The organism is Cellulosimicrobium sp. SL-1 (assembly GCF_011033075.1).
GTDB classification, from domain to species: domain Bacteria; phylum Actinomycetota; class Actinomycetes; order Actinomycetales; family Cellulomonadaceae; genus Cellulosimicrobium; species Cellulosimicrobium funkei.
This window is the reverse complement of the sequence record NZ_JAACJC010000003.1, coordinates 323,094-339,822: the sequence shown is the minus strand read 5'-3', so window position 1 is coordinate 339,822 and position 16,729 is coordinate 323,094. Positions and strand designations below refer to the sequence as shown.

Below are 16,729 nucleotides of genomic sequence, written 5' to 3'. Positions count from 1 at the left end.
TGTCGTCATGCGCTCCAGAACGACATCGACCCCGTGCTCGGCGGCGGGGGTCAGGGACGCGGGGTGACGCGGCCCGCGAGGTGGAGGCGGCCCTTGCCGTCCCACGCCTGGTAGGTGACGCCCGTGCCCGGGTCGCCCGCGCCGTCGGGCACGGCCGCCGCGACCTGCCCGAAGGCGTCCCGCACCTCGGCGCGCACGTCGCCCGCCGGGCGCAGCGCGACGTCGACCGTGCCGGGCAGCAGCACCGGCTTGGCGAACGTGACGGTCCAGTCGTAGGCGTCGCCGCGACCGGGGCCCGCCTCGGCGAGCGCCCGCGCCGCGGTGTACATGCCGTGCGCGATGGCCCGCGGGAACCCGAACGCCTTGGCGCCCAGCGCCGAGGTGTGGATCGGGTTGCGGTCGCCCGACACCGCCGCGTACGCGCGGCCCGTCCCCGCCCCGAGCGCCCACCGTGCGGTGGGCAGGGGCGGGACGAACGCGGGCGGGCCGTCGGCGTCGGCCGGGGCGGGGCCGCCCGGGAGGGAGGCGCCCTTCGCGAGGTACGTCGAGACGCCCCGGTAGGCGAGCGTCGTCGCGGCCAGCCCGCTCCCCGCGGCGCGCTCGTCGTCCGTGCGCAGCACCGAGACCTCCGTGACGAGGTCCACCTGGACCCCGCGACGGTGCGGGCGCAGGTCCTGCGCCCACGCGCGGACCTCGAGCGCGTCCCCGAGCCGCACGGGGCGCAGCACGGACACCGAGTTCGCGAGGTGCACCATGCCGAGCAGCGGGAGCGGGAAGTCGGCCCGCACCATGACGGCCGTCGCGAGCGGGAACCCCAGCACGTGCAGGTACCCCGCGGGCAGGACGTCCGACGGCGCCTCGCCCACGAGCCGCACGTACCGCGCGAGGTGCGCGGCGCTGCCGACGTGGCCCGACGCCGCGTCGTCGCCCGTCGGGGCGGCCGCGACCCGGTAGGTGACGTCCGGGAGCGTGAGCTCCGTCCGGTCGCCCCGGACGGGCAGCCGGTGCGCCGCCGCGATCCGGCCCGACGCCGCGAGCCCGCGCACGTACAGGCCGCCCAGACCCGGGACGGCGGGCAGCGTCTCGACGCGCGCCGGGGCGCCCGCGGGCGCCGTCACCGGCCCACCACGTTCTGCCCGCACACGCGCAGCACCTGCCCGTTGACGCCCCCGGCCGCGGGCGACGCGAGGAACGCGATCGCCTCGGCCACGTCCACGGGCTGGCCGCCCTGCTGCAGCGACGCGACGCGGCGCGCGACCTCGCGCTGCACGAAGGGGATCGACGCCGTCATGTCCGTCTCGATGAAGCCCGGCGCGACGGCGTTCGCCGTCCCGCCCGGACCGCCCGGCGCCGCGAGCAGGCGGGCGAACGCGCGCGTGTGCCCGATGACGCCCGCCTTCGAGAACGCGTAGTTCGCCTGGCCCCGGTTGCCCGCGATCCCGCTCGTCGAGGCGAGCGACACGACGCGCGGCGCGGAGGAGAACCCGTTCGCGCCGAGCAGGTACTCCGTGATCCGCAGCTGCGCGGCGAGGTTCACCGCGACCACCGCGTCCCACTTGTCGGGCGACATGTTGGCGAGCAGCTTGTCGCGCAGGATGCCGGCGTTGTGGACGAGGACGTCGAGCCCGCCGTGCCGTGCGCGCGCGTGCTCGAGGATCCGGGCGCCCGCGTCGTCGGCGGTCACGTCGAGCTGCAGCGCCGTGCCCTTGATCTCGTTCGCGACCCGGGCGAGCGCCTCGCCCGCCGCGGGCACGTCGACCACGACGACCTTCGCGCCGTCGCGCGCGAGCGTCCGGGCGACCTGCGCCCCGATGCCGCGGGCCGCGCCCGTGACGACGGCGACCTTGCCGGCGAGCGGCTGGTCGAGGTCGGCGGAGGTGCTGCCCGCCGCGCCGTCGGTCGCGCTCGGGCCCACCCGGAGGAGCTGGCCGTCGACGAACGCGGACTTGGCGGACAGGAAGAAGCGGAGGGTCGCGAGGACGCTCGGGCTGTCGACAGGGGCGTCGTCGGTCACCTGGATGCCGTTGGCGGTCGCGCCGTAGCGCAGCTCCTTGGCGACGGACCGCAGGAACCCGTCGACGCCCTCGCGGGCGGCGGCGAGCTCGGGGGAGTCGGTGTCGGCGGGGGCCCGGGAGATCGTCACGACGCGGCCGTTCGGCGCGAGACGTCGGAGCGTCGCCGAGAGCGCCATGACGGGCGCGGACGCGTCCTGCGGCCGCTCGATCCCGCTGAGCACGACGACGACCGCGCCCCAGCGGGTCGTGTCGTCCGGGGTCTGGCGGACGTCGAGGTCCCAGCCGAGCAGGGCCTCGGCGACGAGGTCGGCGTCGTCGCGCACGCCGGGCGTGCCGCCGAGCACGAGCACGGGCCCGACGGTGAGCGGGTCGCCCGCGCGGAAGCGGCGCAGGACCGCGGGGCGCGGGAGGCCGAGCTTCTTGGCGAGCGTCTTCGTGAAGCCGGAGTTGACGGCCTGGACGTAGGAGTCGGTCACGGTGTTCCTCTCGGTCGTCGGGGCGTCAGGCGGCGTCGGTCGCGGGGACGGACTCGAGGATCGCGGCGACGCCGAGGCCCCCCGCGGCGCACACGGAGATCAGCGCACGCGCGGGCGCCCCGGTCTCGGCGGTGCGCTGCGCGAGGAGCTTGGCCGCCGTCGCGACGATGCGCCCGCCGGTCGCGGCGAACGGGTGGCCCGCGGCGAGCGAGGAGCCGTTGACGTTGAGCCGCGAGCGGTCGATCGAGCCGAGCGCGCCGTCGAGCCCGAGCTCGGTGCGGCAGTACTCGTCGTCCTCCCAGGCCTTGAGCGTCGTGAGCACGGTCGACGCGAACGCCTCGTGGATCTCGTAGAGGTCGAAGTCGCCGAGCGTGAGCCCGTTGCGGACGAGCAGGCGGGGGACCGCGTGCGCGGGGGCCATGAGCAGGCCCTCGTGGCCGTGCACGAAGTCGACGGCGGCGGTCTCCGCGTCGACGACGCGCGCGAGGAGCGGCAGGTCGCGCTCGCGCGCCCACTCGGCCGAGGCGAGGAGGACGGTCGACGCGCCGTCGGTGAGCGGGGTCGAGTTGCCCGCCGTCATGGTCGGGGTGACGCCTTCCAGGCGCTTGCCGTACACCGGCTTGAGCGCGGCGAGCTTCTCGAGCGACGAGTCGGCGCGCAGGTTGTCGTCGCGCACGAGCCCGCGGAACGGGGTGACGAGGTCGTCGAAGAACCCGGCGTCCCACGCGGCCGCGAGGCGCTCGTGGCTCGCGAGCGCGAGCTCGTCCTGCGCCTCGCGCGAGATGTCCCAGCGGGCCGTCGTGATCGCCTGGTGCTCGCCCATCGACAGGCCGGTGCGCGGCTCGTCGGTCGCGGGCGTGAGGGGCGCGAGGTCGGCGGGGCGGACCTTCGCGAACGCCTTGACGCGCTGGCCGAACGTCTTGGCGTGGCTCGCCTCGAGCAGCGCCCGACGCAGGCCCTCGCTCACGGCGATGGGGGCGTCGGACACGGTGTCGGAGCCGCCCGCGACGCCCGACTCGACCTGGCCGAGACGGATCTTGTTCGCGACGGCGATGGTCGCCTCCAGGCCGGTCGCGCACGCCTGCTGGAGGTCGTAGGCCGGGGTCTGCGGGGAGAGCGACGACCCGAGCACCGACTCGCGCACGAGGTTGAAGTCGCGGGAGTGCTTGAGCACGGCGCCGCCGACGACCTCCCCGAGCCGCTCGCCCTGGAGGCCGAAGCGCGCGACGAGCCCCTCGAGCGCGGCGGTGAACATCTCCTGGTTGCTCGCGGACGCGTACTTCTTGCCGGCGCGGGCGAACGGGATGCGGTTCCCGCCCACGACCCACGCGTCGCGGGGAGCGCCCGCAGGGGCGTCTTCCCGGGGGGACTGCTCGGGGGTCGGGCGGGGGCTGGTGCTGGTGGCCACTGTGCCTCACTTCCTGTCCGTGCTCGCTGCGCTGCGTTCGGTGCCGGCCCGGGAGAGCGCCTCGGCACGGCGTGCGCGAGGCGGGGGAGAGGACCGGTTGGTGTCCAATACCAAGAGTACCTGATACTCTCGGTTTCGTGAGTCGGGTCACAGGGCTGTGCCCTGCCCCGGCACGGCACCCGTGACGAGGTGCCGACGACATCGAGGTCGGGCGCAACGGAGGACGACGTGAACGCAGGTGCCGACGCGCGACCGGTCACCCGAGGGCGGGTGCAGCCGGCCGCGGTGGTCGACGGTCGGTCGACCCGCTGGGACGAGCACCGGGCGGCGCGCCGCGCGGAGCTCATCCGGGCGGCGAGCAAGGCGGTGCACCGGGGAGGCCCTGGGGTCTCCATGGACGAGATCGCGGCGGCGTCGGGCACGTCGAAGTCGATCATCTACCGCTACTTCGACGACAAGACCGGGCTCCAGGTCGCCCTGGGCTCCGCCGTCGTGGGGCAGATGCACGACGCCCTGACCCAGGCGGCCGAGGCCGCCGAGACGCCCAAGCGCGCGCTGCGCGCGATGGTCGGCGTGTACCTCGAGATGATCGAGAGCTCGCCCAACGTGTACTACTTCGTCACCCGGACGAGCGCCGTCGCGGGGACGGAGGAGCCCGCCGCCCAGCTCGCGGCGAGCGGCCTCACCCAGGGCGCGGGCGGCGCCGACCGCGCCCCGCTCGCCGCCTTCCTCGACTCGGTGATCGAGCTCGTCGCCGAGCCGTTCGCCCGGGTCACCGACGTCTCCCCGGCCGACGCCGCGGCGTGGGCCGCGGGCGCCGTCGGCTTCGTCCGGGGCGCCGGCGAGTGGTGGCTCGCCCACCGCGAGCGCGCCGACGTCCCCGACCGCGAGCAGCTCACCGAGCGCGTCGCCGCGTGGCTGTGGGCCGGCCCCGTCGGCGTCCTCTCCCACAACCCGGGCACGACCCGCCCGGACGCCGTCCGCCCTCCGCACCCGGCGACCGCCTCAGACCCCAAGGAGAAGCCATGACCGCCACGTCCGACCGTCCCGCGCTCGCACCGCGCACGACGAGCGCCGGCGACGCGGGCCCGACGTCGCAGGGCGACGCCCGCGTCGACGTCGCCGCGCTCGAGAAGATCCTGCTCGGCCGCTGGGCCGACCTGCGCGCGACGGCGCGCGCGACCGCGGGCGAGGAGGCGTTCCAGCGCATCGAGGGCCTGAGCCTGCGTGAGCACCGCGAGCGCGTGCTGGAGCAGATGCACCTGCTCGTGGGCAAGGGCCAGGTGTGGCGCGGGTACCCGGAGCGCCTCGGCGGCGCGGACGACGCGGGCGGCAACCTCGCCGGGTTCGAGGAGCTCGTCGCGGCCGACCCGTCGCTGCAGATCAAGGCGGGCGTGCAGTGGGGGCTGTTCGGCTCGGCCATCCTGCACCTGGGCACGCCCGAGCAGCAGGACCGCCTCCTGCCGGGCGCCATGGACCTCTCGGTGCCGGGTGCGTTCGCGATGACGGAGATCGGCCACGGGTCCGACGTCGCGAGCATCGCCACCACGGCGACGTACGACCCGGAGACCGAGGAGTTCGTCATCCACACCCCGTTCCGCGGGGCGTGGAAGGACTACCTCGGCAACGCGGGCGTGCACGGCGTGGCCGCCGTCGTGTTCGCGCAGCTGATCACGAAGAACGTCAACCACGGCGTGCACGCGTTCTACGTGCCCATCCGCGACACCGCGGGCGAGCGCGACGAGCTCGGTCGGCTGCCCTTCCTGCCCGGCGTGGGCGGCGAGGACGACGGCCAGAAGGGCGGGCTCAACGGCATCGACAACGGGCGCCTGCACTTCGACCACGTGCGGGTCCCGCGCACCGACCTGCTCGCCCGCTACGGCTCGGTGGACGCCGACGGCACGTACTCCAGCCCCATCGACAGCCCCGGGCGCCGCTTCTTCACGATGCTCGGCTCGCTCGTCCAGGGTCGCGTGTCGCTCGACGGCGCCGCGGTGACCGCGGCGAAGCTCGGCCTCGCGATCGCGGTGCGGTACGCGAACGAGCGCCGCCAGTTCACGGGGGCGACGCCGACGGAGGAGGTCGTGCTCCTCGACTACGGCACGCACAAGCGTCGCCTCATCGTCCCCATCGCGGAGACCTACGCGGCGCACTTCGCGCACGACCGCCTGCTCGACCTGTTCCACTCGGTGTTCTCCGGCGAGGAGGACACCCCGGAGCAGCGCGAGGACCTCGAGACGACGGCGGCCGCGCTCAAGGCCACGAGCACGCGGTTCGCGCTCGACGTGCTCCAGGAGACGCGCGAGGCGTGCGGCGGGGCCGGGTTCCTCACGACCAACCGCATCACGAGCCTGCGCGCCGACCTCGACGTGTACGCGACGTTCGAGGGCGACAACACCGTGCTGCTCCAGCTCGTCGCGAAGCGCCTGCTCGCGGACTACGGCAAGCAGTTCAAGGGCATCACCCCGGGCCAGATGGCGCGCGTCGTCGTCGAGCGCGCGGGCGACATGGCGCTGCACCGCACGCCGCTCAAGCGGGCCGCCCAGGCGCTCGCGGACGTCGGCGACCCGCGCCGCGCGGCCGGCCACCTGCGCGACCCCGAGACGCAGCGCGCGCTGCTCACCGACCGGGTCGAGACGATGGTCGCGGACGTCGCGCAGGCGCTGCGCCCCGCGCAGAAGGCCGACCCGGAGACGGCGACGAACCTGTTCAACGCCCACCAGGTCGAGCTCGTCGAGGCGGCCCGCGCCCACGCGGAGCTGCTGCGCTGGGAGGCGTTCACGCAGGCGCTCGACACGATCGAGGACGCGGGCACGCGCGAGGTCCTCACCACGGTGCGCGACCTGTTCGGCCTGAGCCTCGTCGAGCGGCACCTCGCCTGGTACCTGCTCAACGGGCGCCTCTCGACGCAGCGCGCGCGCACGGTGACGAGCTACCTGGACCGCCTCATCGACCGGCTGCGTCCGCACGCGCAGGACCTCGTGGACGCCTGGGGCTACGGCCCCGAGCACCTGCGCGCGACGATCGCGACCGGCATCGAGAAGGAGCGCCAGGACGAGGCGCGCGACTACTACCGGCGCCTGCGCGCGAGCGGCGACGAGCCGCGGAGCGAGAAGTCGCTGCGCAAGGCCGCGAAGGGCGGCCCGCAGGCCCGCTGACCACCCCGGCGTCGTCCTCGGCGCCACCCCGGAACGTCCTCGGCGTCGCAGGCGGAGCGGTACCGCTGCCGAGGGTCAGGCCCGGGCGGCACGACGTCCACCAGCCGTCGTGCCGCCCGGGCCGTTGCCGTCTCGGTCTCGTTCTCCGTCTCGGTCGCCGAGCACGAGGTTCCTCTCGTTCCGAGGCACATGCCGACAGGAACCTCGTGCTCGACGGGGAGGGACGTCGTGCTCGGCGGCCGAGCCGGTGTTCGGCCGAGCGGGGGGTGCGGGTCGACGGCGGGCGGTCAGGCGGGGTTGCAGCGCGCGGACATCGTGGCGAGGAGCCCGACGTCGGGCCGCCAGGGCTCGAGGTTCCACGTCGCCTTGTCCGGGGCGCCGACGGCGTGGCACACGAGCTGGTCGTGCATCGTCGGGGTGTCGGCCTCCGGCTCGGCGGCGACGACCTGCGCCCACACGAGCTCCTGGCCCGCCTGCCCCGCGGCGCGGGCCCACGCGGTCGGGTCGACGGCGAGCGACCGGCCGCCCTCGCGCTCGCCCCAGTCGGTGCTCCGCACCGCGCGCGTGCCGAGCGGGACGACGACCTCCCACGCCCCGGCGTCGTCGGTCGTCGCGGTCCCGTCCGGGTCCCCGTCGGGAGCGCCCGCCGCGTCGTCGCCGCCCGACGCCGTCCCCGCCGTACCCGCCGTCCCCACGAGGGTCACCTCCGCGCGGTGGGTGTCGACGAGCGCGACCCGGACGCGCGGGGTCCCGGGTGCGGGGGTGTCCGCCGCGGGGCCGGCGTCCGTGCCGTCGGCCGTCCCGCCCTCTGCCCCGCTCGCCCCGTTCGCACCGTCGGCGCCGTCCGCGCCGGGCGTGCCCGGCGCGCCGTGCCGGCCCACGACGCGCGGGGCGCCGAGCCCGCCGACGGGCGTGCCGCCGTCGTCCAGGACGGTGAGCGTGCCGTCCGGGTGGCGCACGAGCGAGCCGTCCTCCACCGAGACCACGGCTGGGGCACCCGCAAGGGCGAGCGTGACGTCGGACGCGCCCTCGGCGTCGGCCGTGACCCGAGGGGGTGCCGCCCCGCCCGACGCCGGCGGGGGCACGGCGATCTCGACCGTCGCCGTCCCGACGGGGACCCGCAGGGACGCGAGCTCGGCGTCGCCGCTCCGGTCGCCGTCCGGGTCGTCCGCGGCGCGGCCGTCCTCCGTGGTGGCGCCAGGGCCGGGGGACGGGAACCGCGCCGGTGCGGACGTCACCACGTCCGGGTCCGGCGGCGGGGTGCCGGGCGTGCACGCGGCGAGCGCGACCGGGACCAGGACGCCGACGGCGAGCGCGCCCAGCACCGTCGTCCCGGGCCGCCCGTCGGCGACCCGGCGCGGGCGGGTCACGACGGCACGGGGAGCAGGCCGGCCCAGCGGCGGGCCACGTCGACCAGGCCGACGCGGTCCAGCGCGTCGACCTCGTCGGGCGTGAACCAGCCGACGTCGTCGGTCGACTCGTCCTCCTCGACGCGCAGCTCGCCGCCTACCACGTGGGCCCGGTAGACGATGCGGATCGCGTGCAGCGACCGGTCGCGGTCCTCGGGCCGGATCCGGTCGGCGGCGTCGATCACGAGGCTGTCGACGCCGAGCAGGCCGTCGAGCTCGACGTCGTAGCCGGTCTCCTCGCGCACCTCGCGGACGGCCGCGGCGGCGGGGTCCTCGCCCGGGTCGATCCCGCCGCCGGGCAGCGTCCAGCCGCCGCGGTCCCCCTCGCTCCAGTGGGGGAGGAGCATCCGGCCGTCCTCGCGGACGACCACGGCGTAGGCGGCGACGCGGATCTGCATGGACCCATCATGCGCGACGGGCTCCCTCCGTCCGGCGCGGTGCGTCGGTCCCTCGGCTCCCCGGAGGCCAGCTCGGGGCGCTGGTCGGTGACGGAGCCCGCCGCCCGCCCCGGGAGGCGACGTCGTCGACGGACGTCCGTGTCAGCATGTGGAAGGTCCCCCCGAGCACGCGGGCGGGAGAGGACGATCCTCCCGTTCGTCCCAGGGGGGCGTCAGGAAGGGGACATCGCGATGAGGCGAAAGATCATGGCTACCGTGACCGCGGCGGCACTGGCCCTCGGAGGGGCCGTGCTCGTCCAGGGGTCGGCGGAGGCCGCGCTGTGGGCGAACTGCTCGGGGCAGATCCTGAGGAACGGCGCCGGTCAGAGCGCACCGCGGATCTCGTGCACGACCGTCGGTCCTCGGACCGAGGCGCGCGGGAAGCTGGACTGCACGGCTGCGCCCGACACGGCCACCGCCTGGGTTCGCGCGTACCAGAGCTCGACCGGGGGCTTCTGCCTGTTCGGCGCCCGCGGCTACTCCTACGAGGTCCGCGGGTACTAGCGACCACGGCGTCGTAGGGAGCAGAGCATGACCACGGTCGAGTTCCGGGATGCGACGCTCGTGGTGGGGAGGGGGCGCGTGGCGCGCCCCCTCTTCCGCGGGTTCTCACGGGTGTTCCGCGCAGGGTGCGTGACGGCCGTCGTCGGCCCGTCGGGGAGCGGCAAGACCAGTCTCCTGCGGGCCGTCCTCGGAGAGGTGCCGCTGTCGGCCGGGTCGGTGCACGTGGCCGGGCGAGACGTCGGTCGGCTCCGGGACAAGTCTGCGCTTCGACGGACCTCGGTCACGACGATCGCGCAGGACCTCAACCTCGTCGACACCCTCACGGCCGAGGAGAACGTCCTGTTCGGGCTCAGGGTGGCAGGGGTCCGCGGTGCCGAGGCCCAGGTCGAGGGCTGGTTCGAGCGGCTCGGCATCACCGACGTCCGTACCATGCTGCCGACGACGCTCTCGGGCGGCGAGCGGCAGCGGGTCGCGATCGCGCGTTCCCTGGCGTCACCACATCCCGTCGTGCTCGCCGACGAGCCGACGGGAGCGCTCGACGAGGAGAACACCCGCATCGTCGTCGAACAGCTCAAGTACTTCTCGTCCGAGGGAAAGTGCTGCATCGTCGTCACGCACGACCCCGTCGTGGCCGCGGGTGCCGACGAGGTCGTGGCGTTCCACGAGGGCTTCGTGGGATGAGAGCCGTCACCCCCGCGGGCCTGGGCGTGCGCAACCTGCGGGGGCTGTGGCGGCACTCCGCGTTGCTGGCGGTCGTCGTCGCGGTCGTCGTCGCGGGGACGTTCGCGGTGTTCTCGGTGCGCGGCAGCGCCCAGTACTCCGGTGAGGAGCTCGCGCGCATCGCCATGGGCGAGGCGGACCTCCAGGCACGCTTCGCGGGGGGCGACGTCGCGTCCGTGCCCGAGGTCGAGCCCGGGCCCGGGACCGGCATCGCTCGCGTGCTCACCGACACCGACCTGCGCACGACGCTCGTCGCGGGCACCGCGTCGCAGATGCTCGACGGGCGGGTCGTCGCCTACGAGGACCCGATGACGACGGGGATCGTCACCTTCGCCCGCGACGTCTCCGGCTCTCCGGAGCTCGCGCTGTCCCCGGCAGCGGCCGACCGCCTCGGGGTCGTCCTCGGAGACACGGTCGGCGTCCGGACTGCCGGGTCGACCGTCGCGCTGACCTTCACCGACGAGGTGCGGTACGCCGGCGCCACCGACGCCGCGTTCTTCCTGATCTCCCCGGCCGGGGCCGACGCAGCGCAGCTCGAGCAGATCGTGGACGGCGCGTCGAGCTCCTTGACTCCCCGATGGCTGGTCGAGAGCACGGACCCGCTCGTGACAGGCCAGCGTCTGCGCGACCTGGGGCTCACGGTGGCGACACGAGGCGGCTTCACGGCTCAGCCTCCGACGGACCTGGTCGACGTCGATCTCGTGCTGGGCGGTGTCGGGCTGGTGGCCGCCGGCGTCCTCGGCGCCACGACGGCCTCGCTGGCGCAGGCGCGCGGGCGCCAGGACGCGATCCTGCGCGCGCTGGGTGCGACGAGGCGCGAGCGGCGGACGGTGTGGTCGGTCCACGCGGGCGCGGCAGCGGGAGGTGGTGCGGCGGTCGGCCTCGTGCTCGGGGCAGTCGTGACGCACGTGGGCGTCGCGCTGCTCTCGGGCGTCGTCCACCAGGACTGGGGCGGCATCGACTACGCGTGGCTCCCGGGGATCCTCGCCGCTGCGCTCGCGAGCGCTGCCGTGCTCGTGGTCGTCGTCGGCGGTGTCCGTGAGCCTGCCGCGGCAGGGGAGCCGGCTCGTGGGAGGGGACCCGCGTGGACGCGCCGCGGTGGCTACACGGTGCGCGTGGCCGCACGCCTCGCGACCCGATCCCGGGGACTTCGGAGGGTCGGGGTGGTCGTCGTCGGCTCGGCGGTCGCCGTGAGCTGCGCGGGTCTGGCGACGGTGGAGGCCGCCCGGGAGAGGGCGGTCACGGCCTACGTCGCGGCGGTGCCCGTCGGCGATGCGGAGCTCCGGACGGGCCGAGCGCTGACCGACGCCGAGCGGTCGGCGATCGAGGTGAGCGGCAACCTCCGGGTGATCGACGACGCACGGGCGTCGTTCACGGTCGACTCGGCGGGCACGGACGTCCCGGTCGTCCTCGAGAGCGACTTCACCCGGTGCGCGCGCGCCGGGGCCGTCGACGACTGCCTCGACCGAGCAACCCTGCAGGACGACCGGTCGGTGCTCCTGGTGGACGGCGCCGACGAGGCTGCGGCGCTCCTCGGTCGAGACGTCACGGCCGAGGAGAGGAGCGCCCTCGACGAGGGGGACGGGCTCCTCCTGGTCGAGCCGGACGACGACGTGGTGCTCGTGCCGCCACCCGGCTACAGCGAGTCCGAGACGGACTTCCGCCGGGCGCTCGATCCGGTCGCCGTCGACGGGTACGCGACGTTCGGCAGGCTTCCGGCCCTGATCGTCTCCGCGGAGCGCGGGGTGGAGCTGGGGCTCTTCGAGGAGAGGAGCGGGCTGGGGTTCTCCTTCCTCGTCCCTCAGACCGGGGCGATCGACGAGAGCGTCGTCCGGACCGCGCTGCCGGCAGACGTCTCCGGCACCGCCGAGCTCGTCGTCGAGGCCGGGCCGCCTCTCGTCGGGGTCCTCGACACGATCGCCCGCACCACGCTCCTCGTCGGCAGCGGGCTCGTCGTCCTCGTCGTCCTCCTCCTGGTCGCGGCCTGGGCAGAGGACAGCGCGCCTCAGCTGCGCGCCCTGGCCGCCGTGGGAGCACGTCCGCGGATGCTGCGCGGGGTCCTCGTGCTGCGCAGCCTGGTGTCGGTCCTCCCCGCGGTGCTGCTGGGCCTCGGGACCGCCGCGGTCCTCGCGGGCGCGTTCGCGCTGGTCGCCGGAGCCCGTCCCTCCGGGGCGGGAGACGCGTGGTGGCTACCGGTGCTCGTCGCGGTGCTGGGGTCGGGCGCCGCCGCGTGGCTCCTGGCTCCCGTGCCGCGGCAGTCTCTCGCGCGGCGCTGAGGCGGGTGGCGCGGCCGATCGTCGGTCCCGCGGTGCCCACGCGCCTCCCGCCGAACGGCGGGTCGTCGGTCACTCGTCGTCGATGCCGTCCTCCAGGCGGGACACGTCGGAGAACGCGATCCGGCGGTGGCGCACCGAGCGGTTGTAGAGCCACGTGACGAACGAGAGCACGACCCCGAGGGCCACGAGCGCGCCCGCGATGACGTACTGCTCCTGCTGCTCGGCGCTGCGGGCCCACGGCCCGGCGAGGTACGCGCACGTGAGGGCGCCGAGCACCGCGAGCCAGGTGCGGGTGCGGAAGTGCTCGTGGTCGACGCGGTCGCGGCGCAGCACGAGGAGCGCGATGTTGACGATCGTGAAGACGACGAGCAGGAGCAGCGACGTCGTCCCGCCCAGCAGGGCGACCGCGTTGGTGCCCTCCGCGGTCCCGGACTGCCGCACGACGTACACGATGAGCGCGAACGCGATGGCCGTCGTCACGAGGATCGCGACCCACGGCGTGCGGCGGAACGGGTGCACCTGGCCGAACGCACGCGGCAGCACGCCCTGGTTCGCCATCCCGTAGAGCAGGCGGGACGCCATGAGCATGTTGATGAGCGCCGAGTTCGCGACGGCGAACATCCCGATGAACGGGAAGATCGTGTCGAAGGGCAGGTTCGGCGCGCCCGCCGCGACGACCTGCGTGAGCGCCGACCCCTTGGCGTCGTCGGTGAGGTCGCCCACGGGGACGAGCGCGACGGCGGTGATCGCGACGAGCACGTAGATCGCGCCCGTGATCGAGAGCCCCGTGAGCATCATGCGCGGGAAGTCCCGCACGGGGTTCTTGCACTCCTCCGCCATGTTCACGGAGTCCTCGAACCCGACCATGGCGAAGAACGCGAGCGTCGTCGCGGCGGTGACGGCGAGGAACACGCTCTTGTCGTCGGCGCTCTCGAACACGACGACGCGCGAGAAGTCGGCGCGGCCCTGCGTCGTCGCCCACAGCCCCACGAAGACGACGAGCAGGAGGCCGGACAGCTCGACGAGCGACAGCACGACGTTCGCCTTGACGCTCTCACCGACCCCGCGCAGGTTGACGAGCGCGACGAGGGCCATGAAGGCGAGGGCGATGAGCAGGCGGCCGTCGCCGCCCGTCGGCAGCCCGAGCCCGAACCCGTCGGAGACGAACCCCGCGAACGCGTTGGACGCCGTGGAGGCCGAGGTGATCCCGGAGCTCATGACCATGAACGCGACGACGAACGTCAGCAGGTGGATGCCGAACGCCTTGTGCGTGTAGAGCGCGGCGCCGGCGGCGCTCGGGTACTTCGTGACGAGCTCGAGGTAGGAGAACGCGGTGATCGTCGCGACGACGAACGCGAGCAGGAACGGCAGCCACGCCGCCCCGCCGACCTCGCCCGCGACCTGGCCGGTGAGCGCGTACACGCCCGTGCCCAGGATGTCCCCGACGATGAACAGCAGGAGCAGCTTGGGCCCCATGACGCGCTTGAGCTCCGGTTGCTGCCGTTCCTGCGTGCGGCCCGCGGTCTCGCTCATGAGAGGCTCCTTCGCGTCTCGGACGTCCCGGACTCCCATGGAACCCCCGCGCGGGCGTCCTGTCAGCGCGAACGCGCGCGTGTCGCGGTCGGACCGTCGGTCGCGGTCGCGTCGGGGCGCCCGGGAGCGGGCGCAGAGGGCGGGCCTGCCGCGAGGGAGGACGACACCGCGACGGAGGGCGCCCCCGCGTCGGGCACGACCGCCGTGCCGGGCGGGCGCCGCCGCCGCAGGGCGCCCGTCGTCGTCGCGACGCCCAGCAGGAGCACGGCACCGCCCACCACCTCGGCCGCGTTCGGCACCTCGTCGAGCACGAGCCACGCGGCGAGCATCCCGACCGGCGGCACGAGCATCGTGAACGGCACGACCGCCGACGCCGGGTACCGCGCGAGGAGCGTGTTCCAGATCCCGTAGCCCACGAGGCTCGCGAGCCAGGCGGTGTAGAGGGTCGACAGGACCGGCGCGAGCGTGAGGTGGGTGAGCGCGTGCCCGACGGCGTCCGGCCCGTCGAGCGCGAGCGACAGCCCGAGCATGGGGACCGGCACCACGAGCGCCGACCACACCGTCATCGACAGCCCCTCCAGCCCCGGCCGCGGGGAAGAGCCCCGCCCCGCCGAGGCAGACCCCTGGTCGCGGGAGGTAGAGCCCAGGTCACGCGAGGGAGAGCCCTGGCTGCGCGAGGTAGAGCCGTGGTCACGGCGGCTCCCGGCGCGTCGGGTGACGACGTTCCCGACCGCCCACGACGCCGCGGCGGCGAGCGTCACGACGAACGCGAGGGCCGGCGTCGAGGCGCTGCGGCCCACGCCGACGACGACCAGCCCGGCGGCGCCGACCAGCACGCCCACGAGCTGCGCGCGCGTCGGGACCTCGCGCAGCGCCGCGGCGGCGAACAGCACGGTGAGCCCGACCTGGGCCTGCAGCACGAGCGACGCCAGCCCGGCGGGCATGCCGAGCGCGAGCGCGGTGTACAGCAGGCCGAACTGGCCGAGGCTCATGAACGCGCCGACGAGCAGCACGTCCCGCCACCGCGCGCGGGGCCGCGGCACGAGGAACACCGCCGGGACCAGGACGACGAGGAAGCGCAGGGCGACGAACAGCGTCGGCGGCATGTCGCCGAGCCCGAGGTCGATGACGACGAAGTTCACACCCCAGACGACGGCGACGAGGACGGCGAGGAGGGACGGGCGCAGCGGCATGGCATCGAGGGTGCGCCCGCGGCATCGTGCACGTCCAGCGCACAGTCGTGCACAGTTCCCGGTAGCCAGGCTTCCGCATAGCATCGGCTGCATGATCGACCTCGCCGCCGTGGACGCCCTGCTCGCCGTCGAGCGCACCGGCACCGTGCACGCCGCGGCACGCGACCTCGGGTACACGCCGTCCGCCGTCTCGCAGCAGGTGAAGCGCCTGGAGCGCGACCTCGGCGCGCGCCTGCTCGACCGCGAGGGGCGGGGCGTCGTCCTCACGGCCGCAGGGCGGCGCGTCGTCGAGGAGGGCCGCGCGCTGCGCGAGCAGGTCGAGTCGCTGCGGGCCCGCCTGCACGACGCCGGGGCGCGCCCCACGGGGACCGTGCGCCTCGGGTCGTTCTCGACGGCGGTGCGCGGCGTCGTCGCCCCGCTCCTCGCGCGGGTGCGCGACGACGTGCCGGACCTGCGCCTCGTCGTCGAGGAGACCGAGCCGTGGGACGCCGTCGCGGCCGTCGCGGCGGGCACGCTGGACCTCGCGCTCGTGCACCACTGGGAGGGCGTCGGCCTCGCGCTCCCGCCGAGCCTGCGCGCCGAGGAGCTGTTCCGCGACGAGGCCGACGTGCTCGTGCACGCGTCGAGCCCGCTCGCGGGGCGGGCCGCGCTCACGCCGTCGGACCTGCTCGACGAGACCTGGGTCTGCACGCCCGACGGCACCATCTGCTACGAGTGGTTCTGCCACATGTTCGCGCGCGAGCCGCGCGTCCCGCGCATCGACTTCCGGTGCCTCGAGTTCGCGTCGCAGGTCGAGGTCGTGGCCCAGCGCCTCGCCGTCGCGCTCGTGCCGCGCCTCGGGCGCGGCCCGCTGCCGACCGACGTCGTCGCGGTGCCCGTGCACGAGCCCGTCCCGACCCGCCCGGTCACGGTCGTGTGGCGCGCGACCATGACCGACGCCCCCGCGGTGCGCTACCTGCGCGAACGCCTGCGCGTCGCAGGAACCCGGCACGGCCGCGAGCCGTTAGGCCCCGTGAGCACACCTGCCGACGAAGGGGCACGATGACCGAGCACGCGCCGACCCGACGGGCCGCCGACCCGCGCACCGTGGCGATCGCGGGGCTGTCCACCGTGGCGTGGTACGCCGTGCCCGACGTCGTCCGCCCGCGCTGGGCGCGCGCGCTCCTCAAGACCGCGGTCGCGACGGCCGCCGTCGTGCTGACGTTCACCTCGACGACCGAGGGGACCGAGGCGCGCGAGGGCCTGCGCTCCCTGCGCGACGCGGCCCGCGAGGCGGACGCGGACGAGACCGACGCGGAACCCGAGATCGCGACGGCCGACGGCGCCCCGCGCGAGGACAACACCTGGGCGACCGACGACGACGCCACGCCGGTGCCGGCGGGCGTCGCCGTCGCGGGCGCGGCGGCCGGGCTCGCGCTCGCGACGACCCTCGTCGTCGTGGGCGAGAAGTGGGTCTACCGGCGCGGGGAGCGGCTGCGCGAGCGCGGCGTGCGGCTGCCGCACACGCGCGTCGGGCTCGTGGTCGGCGCGCTGGCCGTGGCGCTCGCGGCGGCCGAGCCGCTCCTGTGGAACGCTGAGGAGCGCTGAGGCAGCGACACCC

At 75.2% G+C, this 16,729-nt stretch carries 14 protein-coding genes; 7 read left to right on the top strand and 7 right to left on the bottom strand.

From position 1 onward, the window contains the following. Positions 1–50: 50 nt before the first annotated feature. From GWJ10_RS06340 to GWJ10_RS06330, 3 genes are read right to left on the bottom strand one after another with little or no spacing between them, the layout of a single operon-like run. A complete protein-coding gene (locus tag GWJ10_RS06340; RefSeq protein ID WP_163186210.1) occupies positions 51–1,118 on the bottom strand; it encodes a MaoC/PaaZ C-terminal domain-containing protein in 1,068 nt (355 codons plus the stop codon). Further along, positions 1,115–2,491 (bottom strand): 3-oxoacyl-ACP reductase, encoded by a 1,377-nt coding sequence (locus GWJ10_RS06335; protein ID WP_076403616.1) that lies wholly within the window; start codon positions 2,489–2,491, stop codon positions 1,115–1,117. The genes GWJ10_RS06340 and GWJ10_RS06335 overlap by 4 nt, the downstream gene beginning before the upstream one ends. Before the next feature lie 25 nt (positions 2,492–2,516). Beyond that, on the bottom strand, positions 2,517–3,899 hold the full coding sequence (locus GWJ10_RS06330; protein WP_163186207.1) for an acetyl-CoA C-acetyltransferase: 1,383 nt from the start codon (positions 3,897–3,899) through the stop codon (positions 2,517–2,519). Between the two features lie 285 nt (positions 3,900–4,184). Between GWJ10_RS06330 and GWJ10_RS06325 the strand changes: the two genes are divergently transcribed. After that, positions 4,185–4,928: a TetR/AcrR family transcriptional regulator gene (locus GWJ10_RS06325; RefSeq protein ID WP_241005685.1), complete on the top strand. Its 744-nt coding sequence runs from the start codon at positions 4,185–4,187 to the stop codon at positions 4,926–4,928. After that, positions 4,925–7,057 carry an acyl-CoA dehydrogenase gene (locus GWJ10_RS06320; protein WP_061267122.1) on the top strand — a complete coding sequence of 711 codons (2,133 nt, stop codon included), beginning with the start codon at positions 4,925–4,927 and terminating at the stop codon, positions 7,055–7,057. The genes GWJ10_RS06325 and GWJ10_RS06320 overlap by 4 nt, the downstream gene beginning before the upstream one ends. Positions 7,058–7,344: 287 nt before the next feature. Here GWJ10_RS06320 and GWJ10_RS19785 read toward each other — a convergent pair whose 3' ends face one another. Both GWJ10_RS19785 and GWJ10_RS06310 read right to left on the bottom strand, forming a co-directional pair. Then, positions 7,345–8,427 carry a DUF2599 domain-containing protein gene (locus tag GWJ10_RS19785; protein ID WP_241005684.1) on the bottom strand — a complete coding sequence of 361 codons (1,083 nt, stop codon included), beginning with the start codon at positions 8,425–8,427 and terminating at the stop codon, positions 7,345–7,347. Then, positions 8,424–8,864, bottom strand: coding sequence for an NUDIX hydrolase (locus tag GWJ10_RS06310; RefSeq protein ID WP_061267120.1), 441 nt, complete (start codon positions 8,862–8,864; stop codon positions 8,424–8,426). Before GWJ10_RS06310 ends, GWJ10_RS19785 begins: the two co-directional genes overlap by 4 nt. A gap of 246 nt (positions 8,865–9,110) precedes the next feature. On the opposite strand from GWJ10_RS06310, the gene GWJ10_RS06305 reads away from it, so the two are divergent. From GWJ10_RS06305 to GWJ10_RS06295, 3 genes are read left to right on the top strand one after another with little or no spacing between them, the layout of a single operon-like run. After that, positions 9,111–9,407, top strand: a complete 297-nt coding sequence (locus GWJ10_RS06305) for a hypothetical protein (protein ID WP_128957619.1) — start codon at positions 9,111–9,113, stop codon at positions 9,405–9,407. Positions 9,408–9,434: 27 nt separating this feature from the next. Further along, a complete protein-coding gene (locus tag GWJ10_RS06300) occupies positions 9,435–10,088 on the top strand; it encodes an ATP-binding cassette domain-containing protein (protein ID WP_163186204.1) in 654 nt (217 codons plus the stop codon). Further along, on the top strand, positions 10,085–12,403 hold the full coding sequence (locus tag GWJ10_RS06295) for an FtsX-like permease family protein (RefSeq protein ID WP_163186202.1): 2,319 nt from the start codon (positions 10,085–10,087) through the stop codon (positions 12,401–12,403). The genes GWJ10_RS06300 and GWJ10_RS06295 overlap by 4 nt, the downstream gene beginning before the upstream one ends. Before the next feature lie 69 nt (positions 12,404–12,472). Here GWJ10_RS06295 and GWJ10_RS06290 read toward each other — a convergent pair whose 3' ends face one another. Both GWJ10_RS06290 and GWJ10_RS06285 read right to left on the bottom strand, forming a co-directional pair. Continuing rightward, entirely contained in the window at positions 12,473–13,936 is a 1,464-nt protein-coding gene (locus GWJ10_RS06290) for an APC family permease (protein WP_061267117.1), read from the bottom strand. 62 nt (positions 13,937–13,998) lie between these two features. After that, complete coding sequence (locus tag GWJ10_RS06285; RefSeq protein ID WP_163186199.1) at positions 13,999–15,129, bottom strand: EamA family transporter; 1,131 nt, start codon at positions 15,127–15,129, stop codon at positions 13,999–14,001. Positions 15,130–15,220: 91 nt separating this feature from the next. Here GWJ10_RS06285 and GWJ10_RS06280 point away from each other — a divergent pair, with 91 nt between their 5' ends. Together GWJ10_RS06280 and GWJ10_RS06275 are read left to right on the top strand one after the other, a co-directional pair. Then, positions 15,221–16,174 (top strand): LysR family transcriptional regulator, encoded by a 954-nt coding sequence (locus GWJ10_RS06280; RefSeq protein WP_076403593.1) that lies wholly within the window; start codon positions 15,221–15,223, stop codon positions 16,172–16,174. Further along, on the top strand, positions 16,171–16,716 hold the full coding sequence (locus GWJ10_RS06275; RefSeq protein ID WP_163186196.1) for a hypothetical protein: 546 nt from the start codon (positions 16,171–16,173) through the stop codon (positions 16,714–16,716). The genes GWJ10_RS06280 and GWJ10_RS06275 overlap by 4 nt, the downstream gene beginning before the upstream one ends. The last annotated feature ends 13 nt before the right edge of the window (positions 16,717–16,729 follow it).